This window comes from Nocardioides hankookensis (assembly GCF_042658885.1).
Classification (GTDB): domain Bacteria; phylum Actinomycetota; class Actinomycetes; order Propionibacteriales; family Nocardioidaceae; genus Nocardioides; species Nocardioides hankookensis.
This window is the reverse complement of sequence record NZ_JBHSRJ010000008.1, coordinates 226,832-245,143: the sequence shown is the minus strand read 5'-3', so window position 1 is coordinate 245,143 and position 18,312 is coordinate 226,832. Positions and strand designations below refer to the sequence as shown.

At 71.2% G+C, this 18,312-nt stretch carries 21 protein-coding genes; 12 read left to right on the top strand and 9 right to left on the bottom strand.

All coding sequences use genetic code 11. The features are described 5' to 3' along the window. Positions 1–13: 13 nt before the first annotated feature. The 6 genes from ACFPYL_RS18630 to ACFPYL_RS18605 are packed head-to-tail and all read left to right on the top strand — an operon-like array spanning position 14 to position 4,235. Positions 14–217, top strand: coding sequence for a ferredoxin (locus ACFPYL_RS18630; RefSeq protein WP_379157701.1), 204 nt, complete (start codon positions 14–16; stop codon positions 215–217). A 2-nt stretch (positions 218–219) separates the two neighbouring features. Beyond that, positions 220–825: a hypothetical protein gene (locus ACFPYL_RS18625; RefSeq protein WP_379157699.1), complete on the top strand. Its 606-nt coding sequence runs from the start codon at positions 220–222 to the stop codon at positions 823–825. After that, positions 822–2,288 carry an aldehyde dehydrogenase gene (locus ACFPYL_RS18620; protein ID WP_379157696.1) on the top strand — a complete coding sequence of 489 codons (1,467 nt, stop codon included), beginning with the start codon at positions 822–824 and terminating at the stop codon, positions 2,286–2,288. Before ACFPYL_RS18625 ends, ACFPYL_RS18620 begins: the two co-directional genes overlap by 4 nt. A gap of 2 nt (positions 2,289–2,290) precedes the next feature. After that, positions 2,291–3,022, top strand: coding sequence for an SDR family oxidoreductase (locus ACFPYL_RS18615; RefSeq protein ID WP_379157693.1), 732 nt, complete (start codon positions 2,291–2,293; stop codon positions 3,020–3,022). Beyond that, entirely contained in the window at positions 3,019–3,855 is an 837-nt protein-coding gene (locus ACFPYL_RS18610) for an NAD(P)-dependent oxidoreductase (protein ID WP_379157690.1), read from the top strand. Before ACFPYL_RS18615 ends, ACFPYL_RS18610 begins: the two co-directional genes overlap by 4 nt. Beyond that, positions 3,855–4,235 (top strand): carboxymuconolactone decarboxylase family protein, encoded by a 381-nt coding sequence (locus ACFPYL_RS18605; RefSeq protein WP_379157687.1) that lies wholly within the window; start codon positions 3,855–3,857, stop codon positions 4,233–4,235. The genes ACFPYL_RS18610 and ACFPYL_RS18605 overlap by 1 nt, the downstream gene beginning before the upstream one ends. Before the next feature lie 3 nt (positions 4,236–4,238). Here ACFPYL_RS18605 and ACFPYL_RS18600 read toward each other — a convergent pair whose 3' ends face one another. Continuing rightward, positions 4,239–4,379: a hypothetical protein gene (locus tag ACFPYL_RS18600; protein WP_379157684.1), complete on the bottom strand. Its 141-nt coding sequence runs from the start codon at positions 4,377–4,379 to the stop codon at positions 4,239–4,241. 438 nt (positions 4,380–4,817) lie between these two features. Next, positions 4,818–6,236 carry a type I glutamate--ammonia ligase gene (glnA, locus tag ACFPYL_RS18595; protein WP_056158784.1) on the bottom strand — a complete coding sequence of 473 codons (1,419 nt, stop codon included), beginning with the start codon at positions 6,234–6,236 and terminating at the stop codon, positions 4,818–4,820. Positions 6,237–6,425: 189 nt separating this feature from the next. On the opposite strand from glnA, the gene ACFPYL_RS18590 reads away from it, so the two are divergent. Continuing rightward, positions 6,426–6,839: an RDD family protein gene (locus ACFPYL_RS18590; RefSeq protein WP_379157681.1), complete on the top strand. Its 414-nt coding sequence runs from the start codon at positions 6,426–6,428 to the stop codon at positions 6,837–6,839. Positions 6,840–6,886: 47 nt separating this feature from the next. Next, positions 6,887–7,741 (top strand): DUF6612 family protein, encoded by an 855-nt coding sequence (locus ACFPYL_RS18585; protein ID WP_379157678.1) that lies wholly within the window; start codon positions 6,887–6,889, stop codon positions 7,739–7,741. Positions 7,742–7,792: 51 nt separating this feature from the next. Here ACFPYL_RS18585 and ACFPYL_RS18580 read toward each other — a convergent pair whose 3' ends face one another. Together ACFPYL_RS18580 and lipA are read right to left on the bottom strand one after the other, a co-directional pair. After that, positions 7,793–8,512 carry a DUF4191 domain-containing protein gene (locus ACFPYL_RS18580; RefSeq protein WP_379157675.1) on the bottom strand — a complete coding sequence of 240 codons (720 nt, stop codon included), beginning with the start codon at positions 8,510–8,512 and terminating at the stop codon, positions 7,793–7,795. 30 nt (positions 8,513–8,542) lie between these two features. After that, positions 8,543–9,484: a lipoyl synthase gene (gene lipA / locus ACFPYL_RS18575; RefSeq protein ID WP_379157672.1), complete on the bottom strand. Its 942-nt coding sequence runs from the start codon at positions 9,482–9,484 to the stop codon at positions 8,543–8,545. A gap of 81 nt (positions 9,485–9,565) precedes the next feature. On the opposite strand from lipA, the gene ACFPYL_RS18570 reads away from it, so the two are divergent. Together ACFPYL_RS18570 and ACFPYL_RS18565 are read left to right on the top strand one after the other, a co-directional pair. Next, the gene (locus ACFPYL_RS18570; protein ID WP_379157669.1) at positions 9,566–9,919 is read left to right on the top strand and encodes an ArsR/SmtB family transcription factor; all 354 of its coding nucleotides are present in this window, start codon (positions 9,566–9,568) and stop codon (positions 9,917–9,919) included. Further along, positions 9,916–10,419 (top strand): SRPBCC family protein, encoded by a 504-nt coding sequence (locus ACFPYL_RS18565; protein ID WP_379157666.1) that lies wholly within the window; start codon positions 9,916–9,918, stop codon positions 10,417–10,419. Before ACFPYL_RS18570 ends, ACFPYL_RS18565 begins: the two co-directional genes overlap by 4 nt. On the opposite strand, the gene ACFPYL_RS18560 is transcribed toward ACFPYL_RS18565, so the two are convergent. The 4 genes from ACFPYL_RS18560 to ACFPYL_RS18545 form a co-directional block, all read right to left on the bottom strand. After that, positions 10,416–11,255: a hypothetical protein gene (locus ACFPYL_RS18560; RefSeq protein WP_379157664.1), complete on the bottom strand. Its 840-nt coding sequence runs from the start codon at positions 11,253–11,255 to the stop codon at positions 10,416–10,418. The genes ACFPYL_RS18565 and ACFPYL_RS18560 overlap by 4 nt on opposite strands. Beyond that, a complete protein-coding gene (locus ACFPYL_RS18555) occupies positions 11,252–12,163 on the bottom strand; it encodes an ATP-binding cassette domain-containing protein (RefSeq protein ID WP_379157661.1) in 912 nt (303 codons plus the stop codon). Before ACFPYL_RS18555 ends, ACFPYL_RS18560 begins: the two co-directional genes overlap by 4 nt. 76 nt (positions 12,164–12,239) lie before the next feature. Further along, complete coding sequence (gene lipB, locus ACFPYL_RS18550; protein WP_379157658.1) at positions 12,240–12,953, bottom strand: lipoyl(octanoyl) transferase LipB; 714 nt, start codon at positions 12,951–12,953, stop codon at positions 12,240–12,242. Beyond that, positions 12,950–13,849, bottom strand: a complete 900-nt coding sequence (locus ACFPYL_RS18545) for an alpha/beta fold hydrolase (RefSeq protein WP_379157655.1) — start codon at positions 13,847–13,849, stop codon at positions 12,950–12,952. The genes lipB and ACFPYL_RS18545 overlap by 4 nt, the downstream gene beginning before the upstream one ends. 98 nt (positions 13,850–13,947) lie before the next feature. On the opposite strand from ACFPYL_RS18545, the gene ACFPYL_RS18540 reads away from it, so the two are divergent. Then, positions 13,948–14,373 (top strand): hypothetical protein, encoded by a 426-nt coding sequence (locus ACFPYL_RS18540; RefSeq protein ID WP_379157652.1) that lies wholly within the window; start codon positions 13,948–13,950, stop codon positions 14,371–14,373. Here the strand turns inward: ACFPYL_RS18540 and ACFPYL_RS18535 are convergent. Further along, complete coding sequence (locus ACFPYL_RS18535) at positions 14,319–15,218, bottom strand: TIGR01777 family oxidoreductase (protein WP_379157649.1); 900 nt, start codon at positions 15,216–15,218, stop codon at positions 14,319–14,321. The two genes, ACFPYL_RS18540 and ACFPYL_RS18535, sit on opposite strands and share 55 nt — an antisense overlap. Positions 15,219–15,303: 85 nt before the next feature. On the opposite strand from ACFPYL_RS18535, the gene ACFPYL_RS18530 reads away from it, so the two are divergent. Further along, positions 15,304–18,123, top strand: a complete 2,820-nt coding sequence (locus ACFPYL_RS18530; protein WP_379157646.1) for a hybrid sensor histidine kinase/response regulator — start codon at positions 15,304–15,306, stop codon at positions 18,121–18,123. Positions 18,124–18,312: the final 189 nt, after the last annotated feature.

The window sequence follows — 18,312 nt, the reverse complement described above, 5'->3', positions numbered from 1 at the left end:
CCGGAGCGACGCGATGAGCTACCGCGTGGTCGCCGACCTCGGGCTCTGCCAGGGCCACCAGATGTGCCAGGGCGAGGCGCCCGACGTCTTCGGCTTCGACGACGACACCGACCAGGTGACGGTGCTCCAGGAGCACCCCGACGATTCCCTGCGGTCCGACGTGCAGTCGGCCGTGACGTACTGCCCGGCCATGGCCTTGGCCATCGAGGAGGAGTGACCGTGTCGCTGACGCGAGCAGAGATCGAGGAGTTCTGGGAGAGCTGGCTCGACGTCAACCGCCGTGCCGAGCAGTCGGGCGACTGGCGGGTGATGGCGGACTGGTACGCCGAGGACGCGACGTACGGCTGGATGCTGACGCCGGACGAGCACTTCATGGCGGTCGGCCGCGAGCAGATCCGGGACTGGGCGATCGGCATCGAGATGGACGGCTTCGACGGCTGGCACTACGACTACCAGGCCACCGTCATCGACGAGAAGAACGCGATGGTCGTCGGCTTCTGGAAGCAGCGCGCCGGCATCACCGACGACGCGACCGGCAAGGAGTTCGAGATCCCGGGACTCGGCGGCAGCTGGTTCGGCGTCGAGCGCCAGGGGGACGGTCAGCTCAAGTTCGCGTGGCAGCGCGACTGGTTCGACTTCGGGGCGATGGCCCACACGATGGGCGCCATCCTGAAGTCGGGCAAGGCGCCGGACACCCTGCACGAGCGGCTCAAGGTCTTCGGCCTCGGCGTGCCTGGGCACTACCGGCCCGAGGACCTGCCGTCGACCGTGTGGCCCCCGCCGGTCGAGGCCGGCGAGTTCCTCACGCAGGAGGAGGCCCGATGACCGCGCTGCCGCCGCCGGCCCAGCAGCTGATCGACGGCAAGCTCGTCGGTGGTTCGGACGGCACGACGTACCCGATCCTCAACCCGGCCACGGGCGAGGAGATCGGGCAGGCACCGGACGGGACCGCGGCGGACGTCGAGGGGGCGATCGCTGCGGCCCGACGGGCCTTCGACGAGTCGGGGTGGGCGACCGACCGCGACCTGCGGGTGCGCTGCCTGCGCCAGCTCCACCAGGCCCTGCTGGACGACGCGGACGCGTTCAAGGCGCTGACCACGGTCGAGGTCGGGATGCCCGGCTTCATGATGGGCGCGGCCGGCTTCGACGTGCCCGTGGACGGGCTGAAGTGGGTCACCGACCTGCTCGAGATCTACGAGTTCGAGACCGACCTCGGCGTGGCCGCGCCGATGGGGATCAAGAGCCAGCGGACCGTGCGCCGCGAGCCGGTCGGCGTCGTCGCCGCGATCACGCCGTGGAACGTGCCGACCCAGATCAACCTCGCCAAGATCGGTCCCGCACTCGCGGCCGGGTGCACCGTCGTGCTCAAGCCGGCGCCGGACACTCCCTGGGTGGCGGCCGAGCTCGGACGCCTGGTGGCCGAGCACACCGACATCCCGGCCGGGGTCTTCAACGTCGTCACGCCCCGCTCCAACGATGTGGCCGCGCTGCTGTCCACCGACCCGCGCGTCGACATGGTCTCCTTCACCGGCTCGACTTCCGTGGGCAGGGCGATCATGGCCGCGGCCGCGCCGACCCTGAAGAAGGTCTTCCTCGAGCTCGGGGGCAAGTCGGCCGCGATCGTGCTCGACGACGCCGACATCGGGTCGGCCGCGGGTGCGACGGCGTTCGCCGCGTGCATCCACGCCGGCCAGGGCTGTGCGATCACGACGCGGCTCGTCGTACCCCGGGAGAAGTACGACGAGGCGGTGCAGGTCGCCGCGGCCACGATGGAGTCCATCGGCGCCAAGGACCCGGCCGACCCCGGCGCGATCTGCGGACCGGTGATCTCGCAGGTGCAGCGCGACCGGGTGAAGGAGTACCTGCGCGTCGCGGTCGAGGAGGGCGGCACCTTCGCCACCGGCGGTGCGGTCATCGACCAGCCCGGCTTCTGGATCCAGCCCACCGTCGTCGCCGGGCTCGACAACTCCTCGCGCCTCGCGCAGGAGGAGATCTTCGGCCCCGTGCTCGTCGTGATCCCGCACGACGGCGACGACGACGCCGTACGCATCGCCAACGAGTCGGCCTACGGCCTCTCCGGGTCGGTCGACTCCGGCGACGTCGAGCGCGCGAAGTCGGTGGCGGCCCGGATCCGCACCGGCACCATCGCCGTCAACGGCGGCGTCTGGTTCAGCCCCGACGCACCGTTCGGCGGCTACAAGCAGTCCGGCATCGGTCGCGAGATGGGTGTCGCCGGTTTCGAGGAGTACCTCGAGACCAAGACCATTGCCGAACCCGCGAAGGGATGAACATGCGTTTCGAGAACAAGGTCGTCGTCGTCACCGGCGCGGCGCAGGGCATCGGGGAGGCCTACGCCCGCGCGCTGGCAGCCGAGGGTGCGTCGGTGGTCGTGGCGGACCTCAACGCCGAGGCCGGCCAGAAGGTCGCGGCCGACATCGGCGGCCTCTTCGTCAGGTGCGACGTGTCCTCGCACGAGGACGCGGCGGCGCTGGTCGAGGCGACCGTCGCGGCGTACGGCGGGATCGACGGGCTGGTCAACAACGCCGCGATCTACGGCGATATGGCCTTCGACCTGCTGATCAGCGTCGACTGGGACTACTACAAGAAGTTCATGTCCGTGAACATGGACGGCGCCCTGGTGATGACCCGGGCGGTCTACCCGGAGATCCAGAAGCGCGGCGGCGGCTCGATCGTCAACCAGAGCTCGACCGCGGCGTACCTCTACGCAGGCTTCTACGGGCTCGCCAAGGTCGGCGTGAACGGCCTGACCCAGCAGCTCGCCCACGAGCTCGGCGGGCTGAAGATCCGGGTCAACGCGATCGCGCCCGGCCCCACCGACACCGCCGCGACGCAGAAGCAGGCCGGCGACGCCGCCAAGGACCTGGTCAAGGGCCTCGCGCTCAAGCGGATGGGCCAGCCCCAGGACATGGTCGGCGCCTGCCTCTTCCTGCTCTCCGACGAGTCGGCGTGGGTGACCGGTCAGATCATCGCCGTCGACGGCGGACAGACGTTCCGGGCATGAGTACCCGGGTCGGTTTCGTCGGGCTCGGCAACATCGGCAAGCCGATGGCGCTGCGGCTCGCGGCGGCCGAGGGCATCGAGCTCACGGTGTACGACGTGGCGCCCGACCCGGTCGCCGAGCTCGAGAAGGCGGGGGCCCGGGCGGCCGACAGTGTGGCCGCCCTGGCCGGGCGCGTCGTCGTCATCTGCGTGATGGTGCGCGACGACGACCAGGTGCGCGACGTGCTGGGCGAGGTCCTGGGCGTCGCGGGCGACGGGCAGACGGTCGTCATCCACTCGACCGTCGCGCCGGGCACGCCCGCCGAGCTGGCTGACACCGCCGCGCGCCACGGGGTGAAGGTGCTCGACGCACCGGTCAGCGGTGGTGCGATGGGTGCCGCCGACGGCACGCTGGCGATCATGGTGGGCGGCTCCGACGAGGCGTTCTCCGCCGCGCGGCCGGCGCTCGAGGCGATGGGCTCGCTGGTCACGCACGCCGGCCCGATCGGTGCCGGCACCAGGTTCAAGCTGGCCCGCAACATGATGCACTTCGTGTCGTTCACCGCCGCGACCGAGGCGCAGCGCCTCGCTGAGGCGGCCGGCCTCGACCTGGTCGAGCTCGGCAAGGTCGTGCGGCACACCGACGCGATCACCGGCGGTCCGGGCGCGATCATGCACCGCGCGACGACGGCGCCGATCGACCCCGACGACTTCTGGTACGGCGTCTTCTCGCACGTGACCGCGCTGGGGGAGAAGGACCTGACGTTCGCGATCGAGCTCGCGGACCAGCTCGACGTCGACGTACCGCTCGCACGCGAGGCGCTGGACCGCCTCGGAAAGGGACTGGGACTGTGATGGGCAAGTTCGACGACCTCCCGGAGAAGCGCCGCATCGGCCTGGAGAAGATGGAGCAGGTCTACGGCTTCGACATGACCGACGGTGCCGGCGACTTCTTCGCGATCACTGCCGACCACCTCTTCGCCGACATCTGGACCCGGCCGGGTCTCACCGACCGCGACCGCCGCCTGCTGCTGATCGGGCTGCTCGCCGGCAGCGGCGGCCACGACGTGCTGACGATCCAGATCCCCGCGGCGTACGCCGCCGGCGAGCTCGACGACGAGCAGCTGCGCGAGGTCGTGATCTTCCTGTGCCACTACGCCGGCTGGCCCAACGGCGCCAGGATCAACTCGATCGTCGAGGACACCATCGCTAAGGCGAAGCGCAGGAAGGGCTGACGTCTACGGCAGCGGCGTGATCTCCGGCTGCGGGTCGTCCGGCGGCGGGTCCACCCCGGGGTCGTCGCCCGGGTCGGTGGGGATCGGGTCGCCCGACGGCACGACCTCCGGTTCGGGAAGCGGTTCGTTCGGTGTCGTGGTCATGGGACATCGGTACCCGTGGTGCGCCCCGGCATGAGCCGACCGTCGCGTCCATCTTCGTGGGCGTCGTGGACGCAGTGGACGGCCCCACGCGTTCTCGGCCGCGAGCGGGAAGGTCGGCAAGCTCAAGAAGCGTCCCGTCGCCGGACGTCATACGGCTGGAGCATCCGCTTGCTCCACCCGTATGACCTCCCGTGCATGCCCGCGGATCGGGTGCTGTCAGGTCAGGTACCTGACGTAAGAGCTGTCGATCGGCCGTTCCACGACTCTGAGGTCAGGTACGACGCAGATCGGCTCCCGCCCTGCTGAGCAAGGTGGGAGCCGATCGACGTGCGGCTACGACGTGGTTTCGAGACGCCGGTCGCGAGCTCGTGCCTCGCTCGCGCGGCTCCTCAACCTGGCGCCTGGGTCCCAGCCTTCGCAAGCTCAGGCTGGGGGCACTCAGATGTCGTAGTAGAGCTCGAACTCGTGCGGGTGCGGGCGCAGCTGCACGGGGGCGATCTCGTGGGTGCGCTTGTAGTCGACCCAGGTCTCGATCAGGTCGGGCGTGAAGACGTTGCCCACCGTCAGGAAGTCGTGGTCGGCCTCGAGAGCCTCGAGGACGGCGCCGAGCGAGGTCGGCACCTGGTCGATCTCGGCCATCTCGTCCGGCGGGAGCTCGTAGATGTCCTTGTCGATCGGCGCGGCCGGCTCGATCTTGTTCTTGATGCCGTCGACACCGGCGAGCAGGAGCGCGGAGAACGCGAGGTACGGGTTCGCCGACGGGTCCGGGAAGCGGGTCTCGATGCGCTTGGCCTTCGGGTTCGAGCCGGTGATCGGGATCCGGACCGACGCGGAGCGGTTGCGCGAGGAGTAGACGAGCGAGATCGGGGCCTCGAAGCCCGGCACCAGGCGGTGGTAGGAGTTCACCGTCGGGTTGGTGAAGGCCAGCAGCGCCGGGGCGTGCTTCAGGATGCCGCCGATGTACCAGCGGGCCATGTCCGAGAGGCCGCCGTACCCGGTCTCGTCGTAGAACAGGGGCTCGCCGCCGGCCCACAGCGACTGGTGCACGTGCATGCCCGAGCCGTTGTCACCGAAGATCGGCTTCGGCATGAAGGTGACCGACTTGCCGTTGTTCCACGCGGTGTTCTTGATGAGGTACTTGAACTTCATCACGTCGTCCGCGGCCTTGAGCAGCGTGTCGAACTTGTAGTTGATCTCCGCCTGGCCGGCGGTGCCGACCTCGTGGTGGGCGCGCTCGACGAGCAGGCCGGAGGCCTCGAGGTTCTTCACCATCTCGTCGCGCAGGTCGCCGTAGTGGTCGTACGGCGCGACGGGGAAGTAGCCACCCTTGAAGCGGGTCTTGTAGCCGAGGTTGTCGCCCTCCTTGCCCGAGTTCCACCAGCCCTCGATCGAGTCGATGTGGTAGTAGCCCTCGTTGGCAGCGGTGGAGTAGCGGACGCTGTCGAAGATGTAGAACTCGGCCTCGGGCGCGAAGAACGCGGTGTCCGCGATGCCGGTCGTCTCGAGGTAGGCCAGCGCCTTGCGGGCGATGTTGCGCGGGTCGCGCGAGTAGGCCTCACCGGTGATCGGGTCGTGGATGAAGAAGCTCAGGTTCAGCGTCTTCGCCGTACGGAAGGGGTCGACGTACGCCGTGCTCGGGTCCGGGAACAGCGCCATGTCGGACTCGTTGATCGCCTGGAAGCCGCGGATCGAGGACCCGTCGAAGGCGAGGCCGGTGTCGAAGACCGACTGGTCGAACGACGAGACCGGCACGGTGAAGTGCTGCTCGATGCCGGGCAGGTCGACGAAGCGCACGTCGACCATCTCGACGCCTTCGTCCTTGATGAACTTGAGCAGCTCGTCGCTGTTCTGGAACATTCGTCCTCCTTGGCCGCGCCCGGGAGGCGGCGGCCGGCGTGCGTGCGGATCCAGGACCCGGTGCAACGCTGCGCCGGACCAGCCCGAAACTACGTACGGGTCGTTTCTCGACCGTATCGGGTTTGTTTCTCCCGTGTAACAGGTGCCCACCAGGGGAGCGCCCCGGAGCGGGGATCTACGCTGTGCGACGTGCCTGACCCCGCGTCCCTGCCGTACGACACCGCGTCCTGGGGACGGCGGGTGGTCGCGCTGCTCGTCGACTGGTTCGCCTCGACCCTCGTCGTGGTCTTCTTCATGGGTTGGGACGACTACGCCAGGACCGGGAGCCCGGGCAGCCTCTACGTGCTCATCGTCTTCGTCCTGGAGTCCGCCGTGCTCACCTGCACCGTCGGCGGCTCCTTCGGCAAGCTCGCGACCCGGCTGCGCGTCGTGCGCGTCGACAACGGCGGTCGGCTCGACCCGCTGCGCTCGCTGGCCCGCTCGATCCTGGTCGCGCTGGTGATCCCGCCGCTGGTCTTCCGCCCGGACCGGCGCGGCCTCCACGACATCGCGGCCGGTACGGCGACGGTCACCCTGCAGACGGCCACGGGCCAGACGCAATAGCCCACCCGGGGGTTCCGGTCCTTGGGTGTCGGGGAGATGCTGGAGACATGACTCGCTCGCTCGCCGCCCGCCGTACCCTCCGTCGCAGCCTGGCCGCTGCCGCGGTCCTGCCCCTCCTGGCCGTCGGCCTCGCCGCGTGCGGGGACGACAAGGGGTCCGACGCCGCCGACACCAGCTCGACGACCTCGACGTCGTCGTCCGAGTCGCCGTCGGCCGCCGCGAGCGGGGAGACGGTCGACCCCGCCGCGTTCGTCGACGACGTGCTGGGCGGCCTCGTCGACGCCAGCACCGCCCACCTGTCGATGAGCATGAAGGGCGGCCCCGCGGAGATGACCATGGAGGGTGACGTCGACTACTCGAAGACGCCGCCCGAGATGTCGATGTCGATGAAGAACGCGATGCTCGGCGACGGTGAGGTCCAGGTCCGCCTCGTCGACGGCGTGATGTACATGCAGATGCCGCAGCTCGGCAACGGCAAGTGGATCAAGATGGACCTCGATGGCAAGGGCTCGCCGATCGGCGACGACCTGCTCAAGCAGATGAACCCGCAGACCCAGCTGGAGTCGATGAAGGACGCCGTCACCAAGGTCGAGTACGTCGGTGAGGACGAGGTCGGCAAGCACTACACGATGACGGTGCGCAGCCAGGCCTTCCGCGAGCTCGAGGACCAGCTCGGCGCCGCCGGGGCCGGGGCTGCCGACAAGCTCCCGAGCGTGCTGACCTACGACCTCTGGACCGACGACGACGGCATGCTGACGCAGACGGAGATCGCCATGGGTGACCTGGGCAGCGTCACCATGACGCTCTCGGACTGGGGTCAGCCGGTCGACATCGCGGCGCCGCCGGCGAGCGACGTGATGGAGATGCCGTCCGGGATGATGCCGGGGACGACCGCGAGCTGAGGGTGGTTTCGAGGCTCAGGCCTGGCGGCCTTCGCGCCTCAACCACCGACCTCAGCGGCCGCGCATCTGGCCGCGCATGCCCTTCATGCTGGTGGGGACCGGGCCCTTGGGCATCGGGATCGCGGAGCGGTTGGCGTCGAGCGCCTTGAGCCGGTAGAGCACGTCGGTCATCTCGGCCGGCTTCACCTGGCGGCCGAGCTTCTGCACGTGGCGGGCCAGCTTCGGGAGCGGAACCTCGCCCTCGCCGTTGCCGCAGAAGACCTCGTGGATCGGGATGCCGTCGGCGACCCGCTCGTGCTTGCGGCGCTCGCTGGTCATCAGCTGGCGCAGCCGGTGCGGGTTGCCCTCGCCGACCAGGATGATGCCGGGAGGTCCCACCACGCGGTGCACGACGTCCTGCTGCTTGGTGAAGGCGATGACCGGGTCGGTCTTCCAGCTGCGACCGCGCAGCATCCGGAGCGCGGCCGCGGCGGCGCCGGGCTGACCCTCCATCTGGGAGTACGCCGCCCGCTGCGCACGCCGGCCGAAGACGATCATCGCCAGCAGGGTGCCGAGCAGGAGCGCGCCGACCACGGAGATGACGGTGCCGAGCCAGCCCGAGCCGGGCAGGATCCAGAACACGGCGAAGCCGACGGCCGCACCGACCACGAACGAGCCGATGATCCAGAGGCCGAGCCGGGGGTCCGACTTGCTGGCCATCCGGTAGGTCTCGACGAACTGCTTGCCCCGGCTCATCTTGTCGGGGTCGACGGGCTTCGGGTCCTTCGCCATCTTCTGCTGTGCCTCGTTCTAGGTGGTTGTTCAGGCGGTCGCGACGCCCGCGCGGGCGTCCATCGCCTGACGGTACAGGCGACCGGCCCGGTACGACGAGCGGACGAGCGGTCCGGACAGCACGCCCGCGAAGCCGATCTGGTCGGCCTCGTCACGGAGCTCGACGAACTCCTCGGGCTTCACCCAGCGCTCGACCGGGTGGTGGCGCACCGAGGGGCGCAGGTACTGGGTGATCGTGATCAGCTCGCAGCCGGCGCCGTGCAGGTCGCGCAGCGCCTGCGAGACCTCCTCGCGGGTCTCGCCCATGCCGAGGATCAGGTTGGACTTGGTGACCAGCCCGAAGTCGCGGGCCTGGGTGATCACGTCGAGCGAGCGCTCGTAGCGGAACGCCGGACGGATCCGCTTGAAGATCCGCGGCACCGTCTCGACGTTGTGGGCCAGCACCTCGGGGCGCGACTCGAAGACCTCGCGCAGCAGGTCGGGCTTGCCGTTGAAGTCGGGGATCAGGTTCTCGACGCCGGTGTCCGGGTTCAGCTCGTGGATGGCGCGCACGGTCTCGGCGTACAGCCAGGCGCCGCCGTCCTCGAGGTCGTCGCGCGCGACGCCGGTGATCGTGGCGTAGCGCAGCTCCATCTTCTGCACCGACTCGGCGACCCGGCGGGGCTCGTCGCGGTCGAGCGGCTGCGGCTTGCCGGTGTCGATCTGGCAGAAGTCGCAGCGGCGGGTGCACTGGTCGCCGCCGATGAGGAACGTCGCCTCGCGGTCCTCCCAGCACTCGAAGATGTTGGGACAGCCGGCCTCCTGGCACACGGTGTGGAGTCCCTCGGACTTCACCAGGCTCTGGAGGTGCTTGTACTCGGGGCCCATCTTGGCCCTCGTCTTGATCCACTCCGGCTTGCGCTCGATCGGGGTCTCCGCGTTGCGCACTTCGAGTCGGAGCAGCTTGCGTCCTTCTGGGGCCACCTGCGTCACGGGAGCCAGCCTACGCGGGTGACCCAGGGTTCCCACGATCGGCCCGTTGCATGATCGGTAACCATATGGTTACCTGTTGCGATGGACGTCTTCGCGGCCCTCGCCGACCCGGTACGACGCTCGCTGCTGCGCGCGCTCGCCGCCGGTCCGCGCCGGGTCGTCGACCTGGCCGACGGGCTGCCGATCTCGCGGCCCGCGGTGAGCAAGCACCTGCGCCTCCTGACCGAGGCGGGCCTCGTGGCGGCCGAGGACCGGGGCCGCGAGCGCCACTACGGCCTGCGTCGCGAGGGGCTCGCGCCGCTCACGTCGTACGTCGACGGGCTGCTGCTGCCGGCCCCGCTGACCACCAACGCGCTGGACGCCCTGGACACCGAGGTGCGCCGCGTCGCGCGCGACCGGCGTACGACACCGACACATGAGCAGGAGACCGCATGAGCAAGGAACCGACCGGCACCCTGGAGACCGTCGGAGGGCGCGCCCGGCTGACGATCGTGCGTGAGTTCCGCGCGCCGATCGAGGACGTGTGGGCGGCCGTCACCGAGTCGGACCGGCTCGGACGCTGGATCGGGACCTGGAGGGGCGACCCGGAGACCGGCGAGGTGCTCTTCACGATGACCGCCGAGGAGGGCGCGCCGGAGGACGGGATGCGGATCCGCGAGTGCGTGCCGCCGCGGCGGCTCGCGGTGTCCACGCAGGTCGGCGACGACTGGTGGGACCTGGACCTCGACCTGGCGGAGGCCGACGGCGTCACGACGCTGACCTTCACCCAGCCCGACCTGGACCCGACCATGGCCGACAGCGTCGGCCCGGGCTGGGAGTACTACCTGGACCGGCTGGTCGCCGCCGAGACCGGGGGAGACGTCGCCGCGATCGACTTCGACCGCGACTACTACCCGGCGATGGCCGAGCACTACCGCAGCCAACTTTCGGGCTAGGGCACGTCCCGGCGGCGGAACATGATCACGGACCCGGCGGCGGCGACCGCGACGACCACGCCGAAGTACGGGAGCGACTCGGCCCTGGTCACGACCGTCGTGCACGCATCGTCGTCGACGAAGCCGTCGTTGGGGAAGCAGTCCCAGTCGTAGGTCGTCGACGACCCGACCATGAAGGCCTCGTAGTTGGTCCACGGCATCACCTGCGCGTGGTCCGAGAGCCCGGTCGCGCCGACCAGCGCACCACCTGCGACGGCGACGCCGAAGAGCACGCCGAGCGTCGCGACGGTGCTCCGGAAGAACATGGTCAGCGAGTACCCGAAGACCGCCGCCGCCGAGGCGAAGTACGCCCCCAGGACGCCCTGCTTGTACGCCGCGCTGACGGCGTGGTCCGGGATGTCGATGTCGCGGTGCACCGAGATCGCCCACAGGCCGCTCCAGTACGCCGTGAGCACCACCAGCGAGATCACCAGGGCGACGGCGGCGAGCGCCACGGCCTTGACCAGCCAGACCCGGCCGCGGCGGGGCTCGAACAGCAGCTGGTTGCTCATCGAGCCGGTGTTCCAGTCGTGGCCGACGAAGGTCGTGCCGACGAGCACGAAGAGCATCGCCAGGATCAGCGCGACCGCGATGCCGGAGCCGCCGGTGCGCTCCTCCACGATGCTCAGCTGCGCGTAGTAGTACTGGTAGTCGGCGTACTCCTGGGGGCGCGGCCGGGTGTCGTGCACCAGGAACGCGAAGATGATCGCGGGGATCGCGACCGTCGCGCCCAGCAGGAGCAGGACGGCCCGGCGCCACCGCAGGCGGGTCAGCTCGACCCTCAGCAGCCCGATCACTCGGCCACCCCCATCTGGGTGCCGGCGGTCAGCTCGAGGAAGACCGACTCCAGGTCGCGGCGTACGGGCGTGAGCTCGGTCAGCCAGATGCCGGCCGTGCCGAGCGCCTGGGTCACGCCCGCCGGCTCGTCGGTCTCGACGACCAGCCCTTCGCCGACGCGGAAGCCGGCATCGACCAGCACCTGCCGCGCGGCGGCGGGGTCCGGCGCCTCGACGCGGTACGCCGTGCTGCTGCCGACCAGCTCCTCGACCCGTCCGGAGGCCAGCATCCGGCCGTGGCCGATGATCGTCGCGGCGGAGCAGACCTGCTGGACCTCGACCAGGATGTGCGACGAGAGCAGCACGGTGACGCCGCGCTCACCGAGCCCGCGGATGGTGTCGCGGACCTCCCGGATGCCGGCCGGGTCGAGCCCGTTGGTCGGCTCGTCCAGGATCAGCAGCTGCGGGTCCTTCAACAGCGTCGCCGCGATCGCGAGGCGCTGCTTCATGCCGAGCGAGTAGCCCTTGTAGCGGTCCTTCCCGCGGCCGCCGAGGCCCACCGTGTCGAGCGCGGCGTCCACCCGGGTGTCGGGCGCGCCGATGGAGCGCGAGAGGAGCAGGAGATTCTGCCGACCCGTGATGTTGGGGGAGAACTTCGGGCTCTCCACGACGGCGCCGACGCGGCCGACGACCGCCGGCAGCCGGGCGGGCACCGGCTCGCCGAAGAGCCGCATGGTGCCCGCCGTCGCGTGCGCGAGGCCGAGGAGCATCCGGATCGTGGTCGTCTTCCCGGACCCGTTGGGGCCGAGGAACCCGTGGACCCCTCCGGCCGGCACGGCCAGGTCGAGGTCCTGCACGGCCACCTGGTGCCCACGCCTCGTGTAGTACTCCTTGCGGAGCCCTTGGGTCTCGATGACCAGCTCGCTCATGCACGTCCTCCCGGGTCGGTCGTTGGACGACCCAACCACCGATTCGGTTGCAGCGAGGGAGAAACGCGCCGGTGGCTCAGGTCCGGCTGGGCGTGAGCAGCTCGATGCGCGGCTGCTTGGCGGGGTCGGGGCGCGCCTCGTAGTCGGGCGTCGCGTCGTACGGCGCCCACGCGAGCAGCTCGCCGACGTGGCGCTCCACCAGCGGCAGCACCTCGGCCGTCGTCACGTCGCGGCCGAGCTCCTGGCTGAGCGAGGTGACGCCGGCGTCGTCGATGCTGCACGGCACGAAGCGGTCGAACCACGTGAGGTCGACGTCGCAGTTGAGCGAGAACCCGTGCATGGTCACGCCGCGGCTCACCCGGATGCCGAGCGCGGCGATCTTGCGCTCCGGGCCGCGGTCGTCGGCCTGCAGCCACACGCCGCTGCGGCCCGGCACCCGGGCCGTGGTCACCCCGAGGTCGGCGCAGACCTGGATCAGCGCCTCCTCCACCCGGCGTACGTAGTCGACGACCTTGACGTGGTCGGGCAGCGTGACGATCGGGTAGCCGACCAGCTGGCCGGGGCCGTGGAAGGTGATCGTGCCGCCGCGGTCGACGTCGATGACGGGCGCGCCGTGCGGGTCGGCGGGCCGGTCGTGCGGCTGGGTGCGCTTGCCGGCGGTGAAGACCGCCGGGTGCTCGAGCAGCAGCGTCGTGTCGGCCTGCTCGCCGTCCGCGACCCGCTGGTGGACCTCGCGCTGGAGCTCCCAGGCGGCGAGGTAGTCGATCGTCCCGACGTGCTCGAACTTCACGCTGACGAGACTACGCCGCGCCCCAGGAAGGCCAGCTGCGCGGGCAGCATGCGGCGCCAGTACGCCGCGTCGTGGGCGCCGGGCTCGAACGTGCTCACCAGGCCGGCGTCGCGGGCGAAGTCCTCCGCGTAGTCCTGGACGTCGCGGTAGAAGGGGTCGCCGGTCCCGCAGTCGATGCGCACCGCGATGCCGTCGAGGTCGTGCTGGTGGCCGACGACGGTGAACGCCTCGTACTCGGCGGCGTCCTCGAAGCCGGACCGCGACGCGTCCTCGGCGTGCTGCCAGATCGCCGGGCTCGAGGCGACGACCGCGGCGACCCGGTCCGGCCCGAGCAGGCCGCCGAGGCGCAGGGCGCCGTAGCCACCCATCGACCAGCCGATCAGACCGATCCGGGAGACGTCGAGCCCGCGACGGGCGAGCCGCGGCAGCAGTTCGTCGACGACCATCGCGCCAGCGTCCTCGCCGTCGGGGCGGGGATGCCAGTACGACGTGCCGCCGTCGGGGGCCGCGATGGCGAACGGCGGGACCCCGTGGGCGATCGCCGACGCCAGGAACGACCCGAGCCCGAACGTGGAGGCCGCGGAGTCGTGGTCCTGCCCGAGGCCGTGCAGCGCGACCACGACCGGAAGGTCGGGGCCGGCGTCGGGAGGCTGGAAGAGCGTCCAGCCGACGCGCGCGCCGAGCCGGTCGCGGGAGTGGAAGAAGTTGACGAGCCCGAGGACCGGCTCGACGTCGTGCGGGATGTGCCCGGCGGGCCCGTTGAGGCCGAGCGCCGCCTGGATGGTGGGTCGGCCGGGGAGCACACCCTGCTCGATGCCGACGCCGGCGGCGGCTCCGGCGACGACGACCCCGGTGGCGGCCGCGCCGCCGACGAGGAGGGTCCGGCGGCTCAGCACGGGGTCAGTCTCCTGTGGAGAACCTGCTGGGGTGGCATCGACACGGGTAGGAGACGCCGATGATGCTGGATTGGTTGTGCGGGTTGATGTCGGTGTCAGTGGCGTGGTCCACCCCGGCGGGCGCCTCCGCGGTGCTGCACGACTGGGACGCCCGGAGGGCGGCGGCGTGGGCGGCACAGGACCCGGACGCGCTGCGGTCGCTCTACGTCCCGGGCTCGACCACCGGCGGTGCGGACGTCGCGATGCTGCGCGCCTGGCGGGAGCGCGGGCTGCGGGTGCGGGAGCTGCGGACGCAGGTGCTCTCGCTCGACGTACGCCGGGCGACGGCGACGCGGCTCGACCTGCTCGTGACGGACCGGCTGAGCGGCGCGGTCGCGCGCGGGCCCGGCGTACGGCTGCCGCTGCCGCGGGACCGTCCCACCACGAGCCACGTCGTCCTCGTGCGCGACGGGGACGGGTGGCGGGTCGCTCAGGCGAGCGCGGTGCGGACGACCTCGTGGACGGTGCGGTCCCGGAACGAGTAGCCGCTGCCCTCGAGCACGGTGGGACGGAGGTCGATCGACCCGAGCACCTCGCCGGCCACCGGCCCGGCGCCGAGCCGGACGGCGAAGCCGGGGGCGACCAGGAACGCCTTGCGCTCGACCGCACGCGCCAGCGCGTCGGTGAACTCGGCGTTGGTGGGCGTCGTGGGGCAGCAGAGGTTGACCGGCCCGGAGACGTCGTCGTGCTCCACGAGGTGCGTGACGCCGCCGACCCAGTCGCGCAGCGAGATCATCGCCATCCGCTGGCGACCGTCGCCGAGGCGGGCGCCGAGGCCGAGCTTCGTGAGCAGCCGCAGCTGCTTGAGGGGCGCTGCGGAGCGGTCCATCACGGGCGCGGTGCGCAGGAAGCAGACCCGCGCGCCGGCGGTGACCGCCGGGTCGGCGGCCGCCTGCCAGTCCCGCGTCACGGTGGTCATCAGGCTGTCGCCGCGGCTGTCGGACGCCTCGGTGACGGGCTGGTCGCCGTGGTCGCCGTACCAGGCGATGGCGTTGCCGGCGAGGAACGCCGGGCGGCGGTCGCTGTCTGCGACCGCCTCGGCCAGCACCCGCGTCGTGGTCACCCGGCTCTCGCGGAGCTGACGCGCCCAGCGCTTCGAGTGCGGGTTGCCGATCGTCGGCGTCCCCGCGAGGTTGACGACGACGTCGGCACGCTCGATGACGTCACGCTCGTAGACCCCGGCGTACGGGTCCCAGCTCGACTCGTCGGGCGCCGAGGTCGGGCGCCGGGTGAGGGCGACGACCGCGTGCCCGCGCTCCACCAGCTCCCTGCTCAGGTGGGAGCCGAGGAATCCCGACGCCCCCGCGATCACGACCGTCCGCGCGTCCATGACCCCAGCCAAGCACGCCGCGCCCAATCCGCTCCAGGACGACCGGGTGCGTGCAGACCGACGGCAGATGGGGGAACATCGGCCCATGGCGCGCCCCGAGACCGACGATCGCTCCCGCGAGGCGCTGGTCGAGGAGCTCGAGCGCAGCAACCGGGAGCTGGCGGAGATCCAGGCGATCGCGAAGATCGGCAGCTGGGAGTTCACCGCCGCCGACCAGGTGCTGCGCTGGTCCGACGAGCTCTACCGGGTGTTTGGGTTCGAGCCGCGGTCCTTCGTGCCCACCGGGGAGACGCTCTTCGAGCGGCTGCACCCGGACGACCGTGCCATCACGGAGGCGGCGTACGCCGCGATGGCGGACGCCGGCGACCCGATGGGCTTCGACGTACGGCTGAAGCCCGTGCACGGCGAGCCGGTGCAGTGGGTGCGGGTGCGAGGCGTCGCGACGAAGGACGAGGCCGGCCAGCTGATCCGGGCGACCGGGACGGTCCAGGACATCACCGAGAGCAAGGAGGCCGAGCAGGGGCTCGCCTTCCTGAGCGCGATGGCCGCGGCGGCCAACGAGGCGCCGACGCTCGGCGACGCCCTGGTCGCCGCCGACACGATCGTGCGGCCCTTCACCCAGTGGCCGGCGATCATCGTGTCCGCCCCAACGGTGGAGGACCCGGACACGCTGGTGCACTTCGACGCCGGCTGGCGCGAGTTCGGTGAGGAGGACCTCGCGTTCGCGCGGGCGATGGCCGACGAGGTGACCGTGCGTCGCGACATCATCCAGCGGATCGGGCCGACGGGGACCGTCTTCGTCGCTGGGCCGGCGCTGGTCCGCGACCGCCTGGCCTGCATCGTCGTCTCCGACAGCCGCGCGGCCAGCACGCCTCGGCCCTACGAGCTCGCGATCTTCATGCAGATGCTCGCGCTCCTCGCGACCGTCGCGCAGCGCGAGGAGGTGTCCGCCCAGCTGGCCAGCGCCCGCGACGACGCGCTGGCGGCGTCCCGGGCGAAGTCCGACTTCCTCGCGACGATGAGCCACGAGATCCGGACCCCGCTGAACGGCGTGATCGGACTCTCCGAGCTGCTCAGCCGCACCGAGCTCACCGACAACCAGCGCCGCTTCGCCGACGGCATCGACCAGGCCGGCCGCGCCCTGCTCGCCCTCGTCAACGACATCCTCGACCTCTCGAAGGTCGAGGCCGGCAAGCTCGACCTCGAGGAGGTCGACTTCGACCCCCGCGACGTGATCGAGCGCAGCGTCGCCATGGTGGCCGAAGGCGCGACCGGCAAGGGCCTCGAGCTGGTGATCTCCAGCGTCGACAACATGCCGACCCTCGTGCGCGGCGACCCGGTGCGGTTCGGCCAGGTCGTCACCAACCTCGTCGCGAACGCCGTGAAGTTCACGGACGCCGGCGAGGTCGTCGTCCGTGCCAGCGGCACCGGGCCGTCGACCCTGCGGGTGGAGGTGAGCGACACCGGGATCGGCATCGACCCGGACGTCCAGGGCCACCTCTTCACGGCGTTCTCGCAGGCGGACAGCTCGACGACGCGGCGCTACGGCGGCACCGGTCTCGGGCTCGCGATCAGCGAGCGGATCGTCACCGCGATGGGCGGCACCATCGGCGTCGACAGCGTCCCCGGTGAGGGCAGCACGTTCTGGTTCACCGCGCCGTTCCTCCCGCCGACGGGCGTTGGCTCACCCGCGCTGCGGGAGGGCGCCGTCGCAGGCCTGCGGGTGCTCGTCGTCGACGACAACGCCACCAACCGCTTCATCCTGGCCGAGCAGCTGCGGGCCTGGGACGTCGACGTCACGGTCGCGGCGTCGGCGCAGGAGGCGCTCGGCGAGCTCGACGGGTCGCTGCGCCGCTCCGACGGGTACGACGTGGTGCTGCTCGACTACATGATGCCGGACGTCGACGGGGAGCAGCTCGCGCGGGCGATCCGCTCCGACGAACGGCTCCAGGCGCTGCGCCTGGCACTGCTGTCCTCGGCGATGGCGCCCAGCTCGGGGTGGCTCGAGAACGCCGGCATCGACACGTTCGTCTCCAAGCCCATCCTCGCCTCGCGACTGCTCGACGAGCTCGCGGTGCTGGGCGGTCGCTTCGACCCGCACCGCCCGGACCGGGCGCCGATCCCCGAGTCGCCGACCGACGCCGTACGCGGGCGCGTGCTGGTCGTCGAGGACAACGCGGTCAACCAGCTCGTGGCGACCGGGATGCTGCGCCACTTGGGCTGCGAGGTCGTGATCGCCGCCGACGGCGCCCAGGCGGTGGCCGTCGTCGCGGACGCCCCGGAGGCCTTCGCCGCGATCCTGATGGACTGCCAGATGCCGGTGATGGACGGCTTCGACGCCACCCGCGCGATCCGGGCGATGGGCGGCGCGCTCGAGCAGATGCCGATCGTCGCCATGACGGCCTCGGCGACCCAGGAGGAGCGGGAGCGCTGCCGCGACGCCGGCATGGACGACTTCCTGCCCAAGCCGGTCGACGCCGACCTGCTCGCGACCACGCTCGAGCGCTGGCTGCCGTGGGAGGCCGCCGTACCCGCGGCCGACCCGGCGCTGGTCGGCGAGGCGTCGACCGCGGACAGCCGGCTGCGCGAGCTCGTCGACGACGGCTTCACCGCCGACCTGGTGCTGCGCATCGTCGACAGGTTCGGCTCGAGCGCTCTCCAGACCATGGTCGAGCTCGCCGCCGCGGCCGCCGCCGACGACGCCGACGCGATCGCCGAGAAGGCCCACCGGCTGCGGGGGAGCGCCGACAACGTCGGCCTCAGCAGCCTCGCGCGCCGCTGCCTCGACCTGGAGCTGCGGGCCCAGCAGGGCGAGGTGCCCGACGTGCGCGAGATCGAAGAGCTCCGCACCGCCGTCGCCGGCGCCATCGACGAGCTGGTCGAGGCCAGCGCCTGGATGCGCTAGAGGCCCCTGACGCCGAGTCGGGACTTCTGGTCACCCGAATCGGGAGTTGTGGTCACCCGAGTCGGGAGTTGTGGTCACCCGGGTCGCGGTCCCGGTTGACCAGAAGCCCGGACTCGACTGACCAGAAGTCCCGACTCGGCGGGCTCTACGCCCACTCTTGGCTCGCGGGGTTTCGAGACGGCCGATGGT

Excerpts from the sequence above, each read along its gene's own strand:
- ACFPYL_RS18600 (WP_379157684.1), bottom strand. The coding sequence starts at position 4,379 with ATGACCACGACACCGAACGAACCGCTTCCCGAACCGGAGGTCGTGCCG.
- ACFPYL_RS18585 (WP_379157678.1), top strand. The coding sequence starts at position 6,887 with ATGACTCGCTCGCTCGCCGCCCGCCGTACCCTCCGTCGCAGCCTGGCC.
- ACFPYL_RS18535 (WP_379157649.1), bottom strand. The coding sequence starts at position 15,218 with ATGGACGCGCGGACGGTCGTGATCGCGGGGGCGTCGGGATTCCTCGGC.
- ACFPYL_RS18565 (WP_379157666.1), top strand. The coding sequence starts at position 9,916 with ATGAGCAAGGAACCGACCGGCACCCTGGAGACCGTCGGAGGGCGCGCC.
- ACFPYL_RS18530 (WP_379157646.1), top strand. The coding sequence starts at position 15,304 with ATGGCGCGCCCCGAGACCGACGATCGCTCCCGCGAGGCGCTGGTCGAG.
- ACFPYL_RS18580 (WP_379157675.1), bottom strand. The coding sequence starts at position 8,512 with ATGGCGAAGGACCCGAAGCCCGTCGACCCCGACAAGATGAGCCGGGGC.
- ACFPYL_RS18605 (WP_379157687.1), top strand. The coding sequence starts at position 3,855 with ATGGGCAAGTTCGACGACCTCCCGGAGAAGCGCCGCATCGGCCTGGAG.
- ACFPYL_RS18570 (WP_379157669.1), top strand. The coding sequence starts at position 9,566 with ATGGACGTCTTCGCGGCCCTCGCCGACCCGGTACGACGCTCGCTGCTG.
- ACFPYL_RS18620 (WP_379157696.1), top strand. The coding sequence starts at position 822 with ATGACCGCGCTGCCGCCGCCGGCCCAGCAGCTGATCGACGGCAAGCTC.
- ACFPYL_RS18610 (WP_379157690.1), top strand. The coding sequence starts at position 3,019 with ATGAGTACCCGGGTCGGTTTCGTCGGGCTCGGCAACATCGGCAAGCCG.
- ACFPYL_RS18615 (WP_379157693.1), top strand. The coding sequence starts at position 2,291 with ATGCGTTTCGAGAACAAGGTCGTCGTCGTCACCGGCGCGGCGCAGGGC.
- ACFPYL_RS18555 (WP_379157661.1), bottom strand. The coding sequence starts at position 12,163 with ATGAGCGAGCTGGTCATCGAGACCCAAGGGCTCCGCAAGGAGTACTAC.
- ACFPYL_RS18630 (WP_379157701.1), top strand. The coding sequence starts at position 14 with ATGAGCTACCGCGTGGTCGCCGACCTCGGGCTCTGCCAGGGCCACCAG.
- glnA (WP_056158784.1), bottom strand. The coding sequence starts at position 6,236 with ATGTTCCAGAACAGCGACGAGCTGCTCAAGTTCATCAAGGACGAAGGC.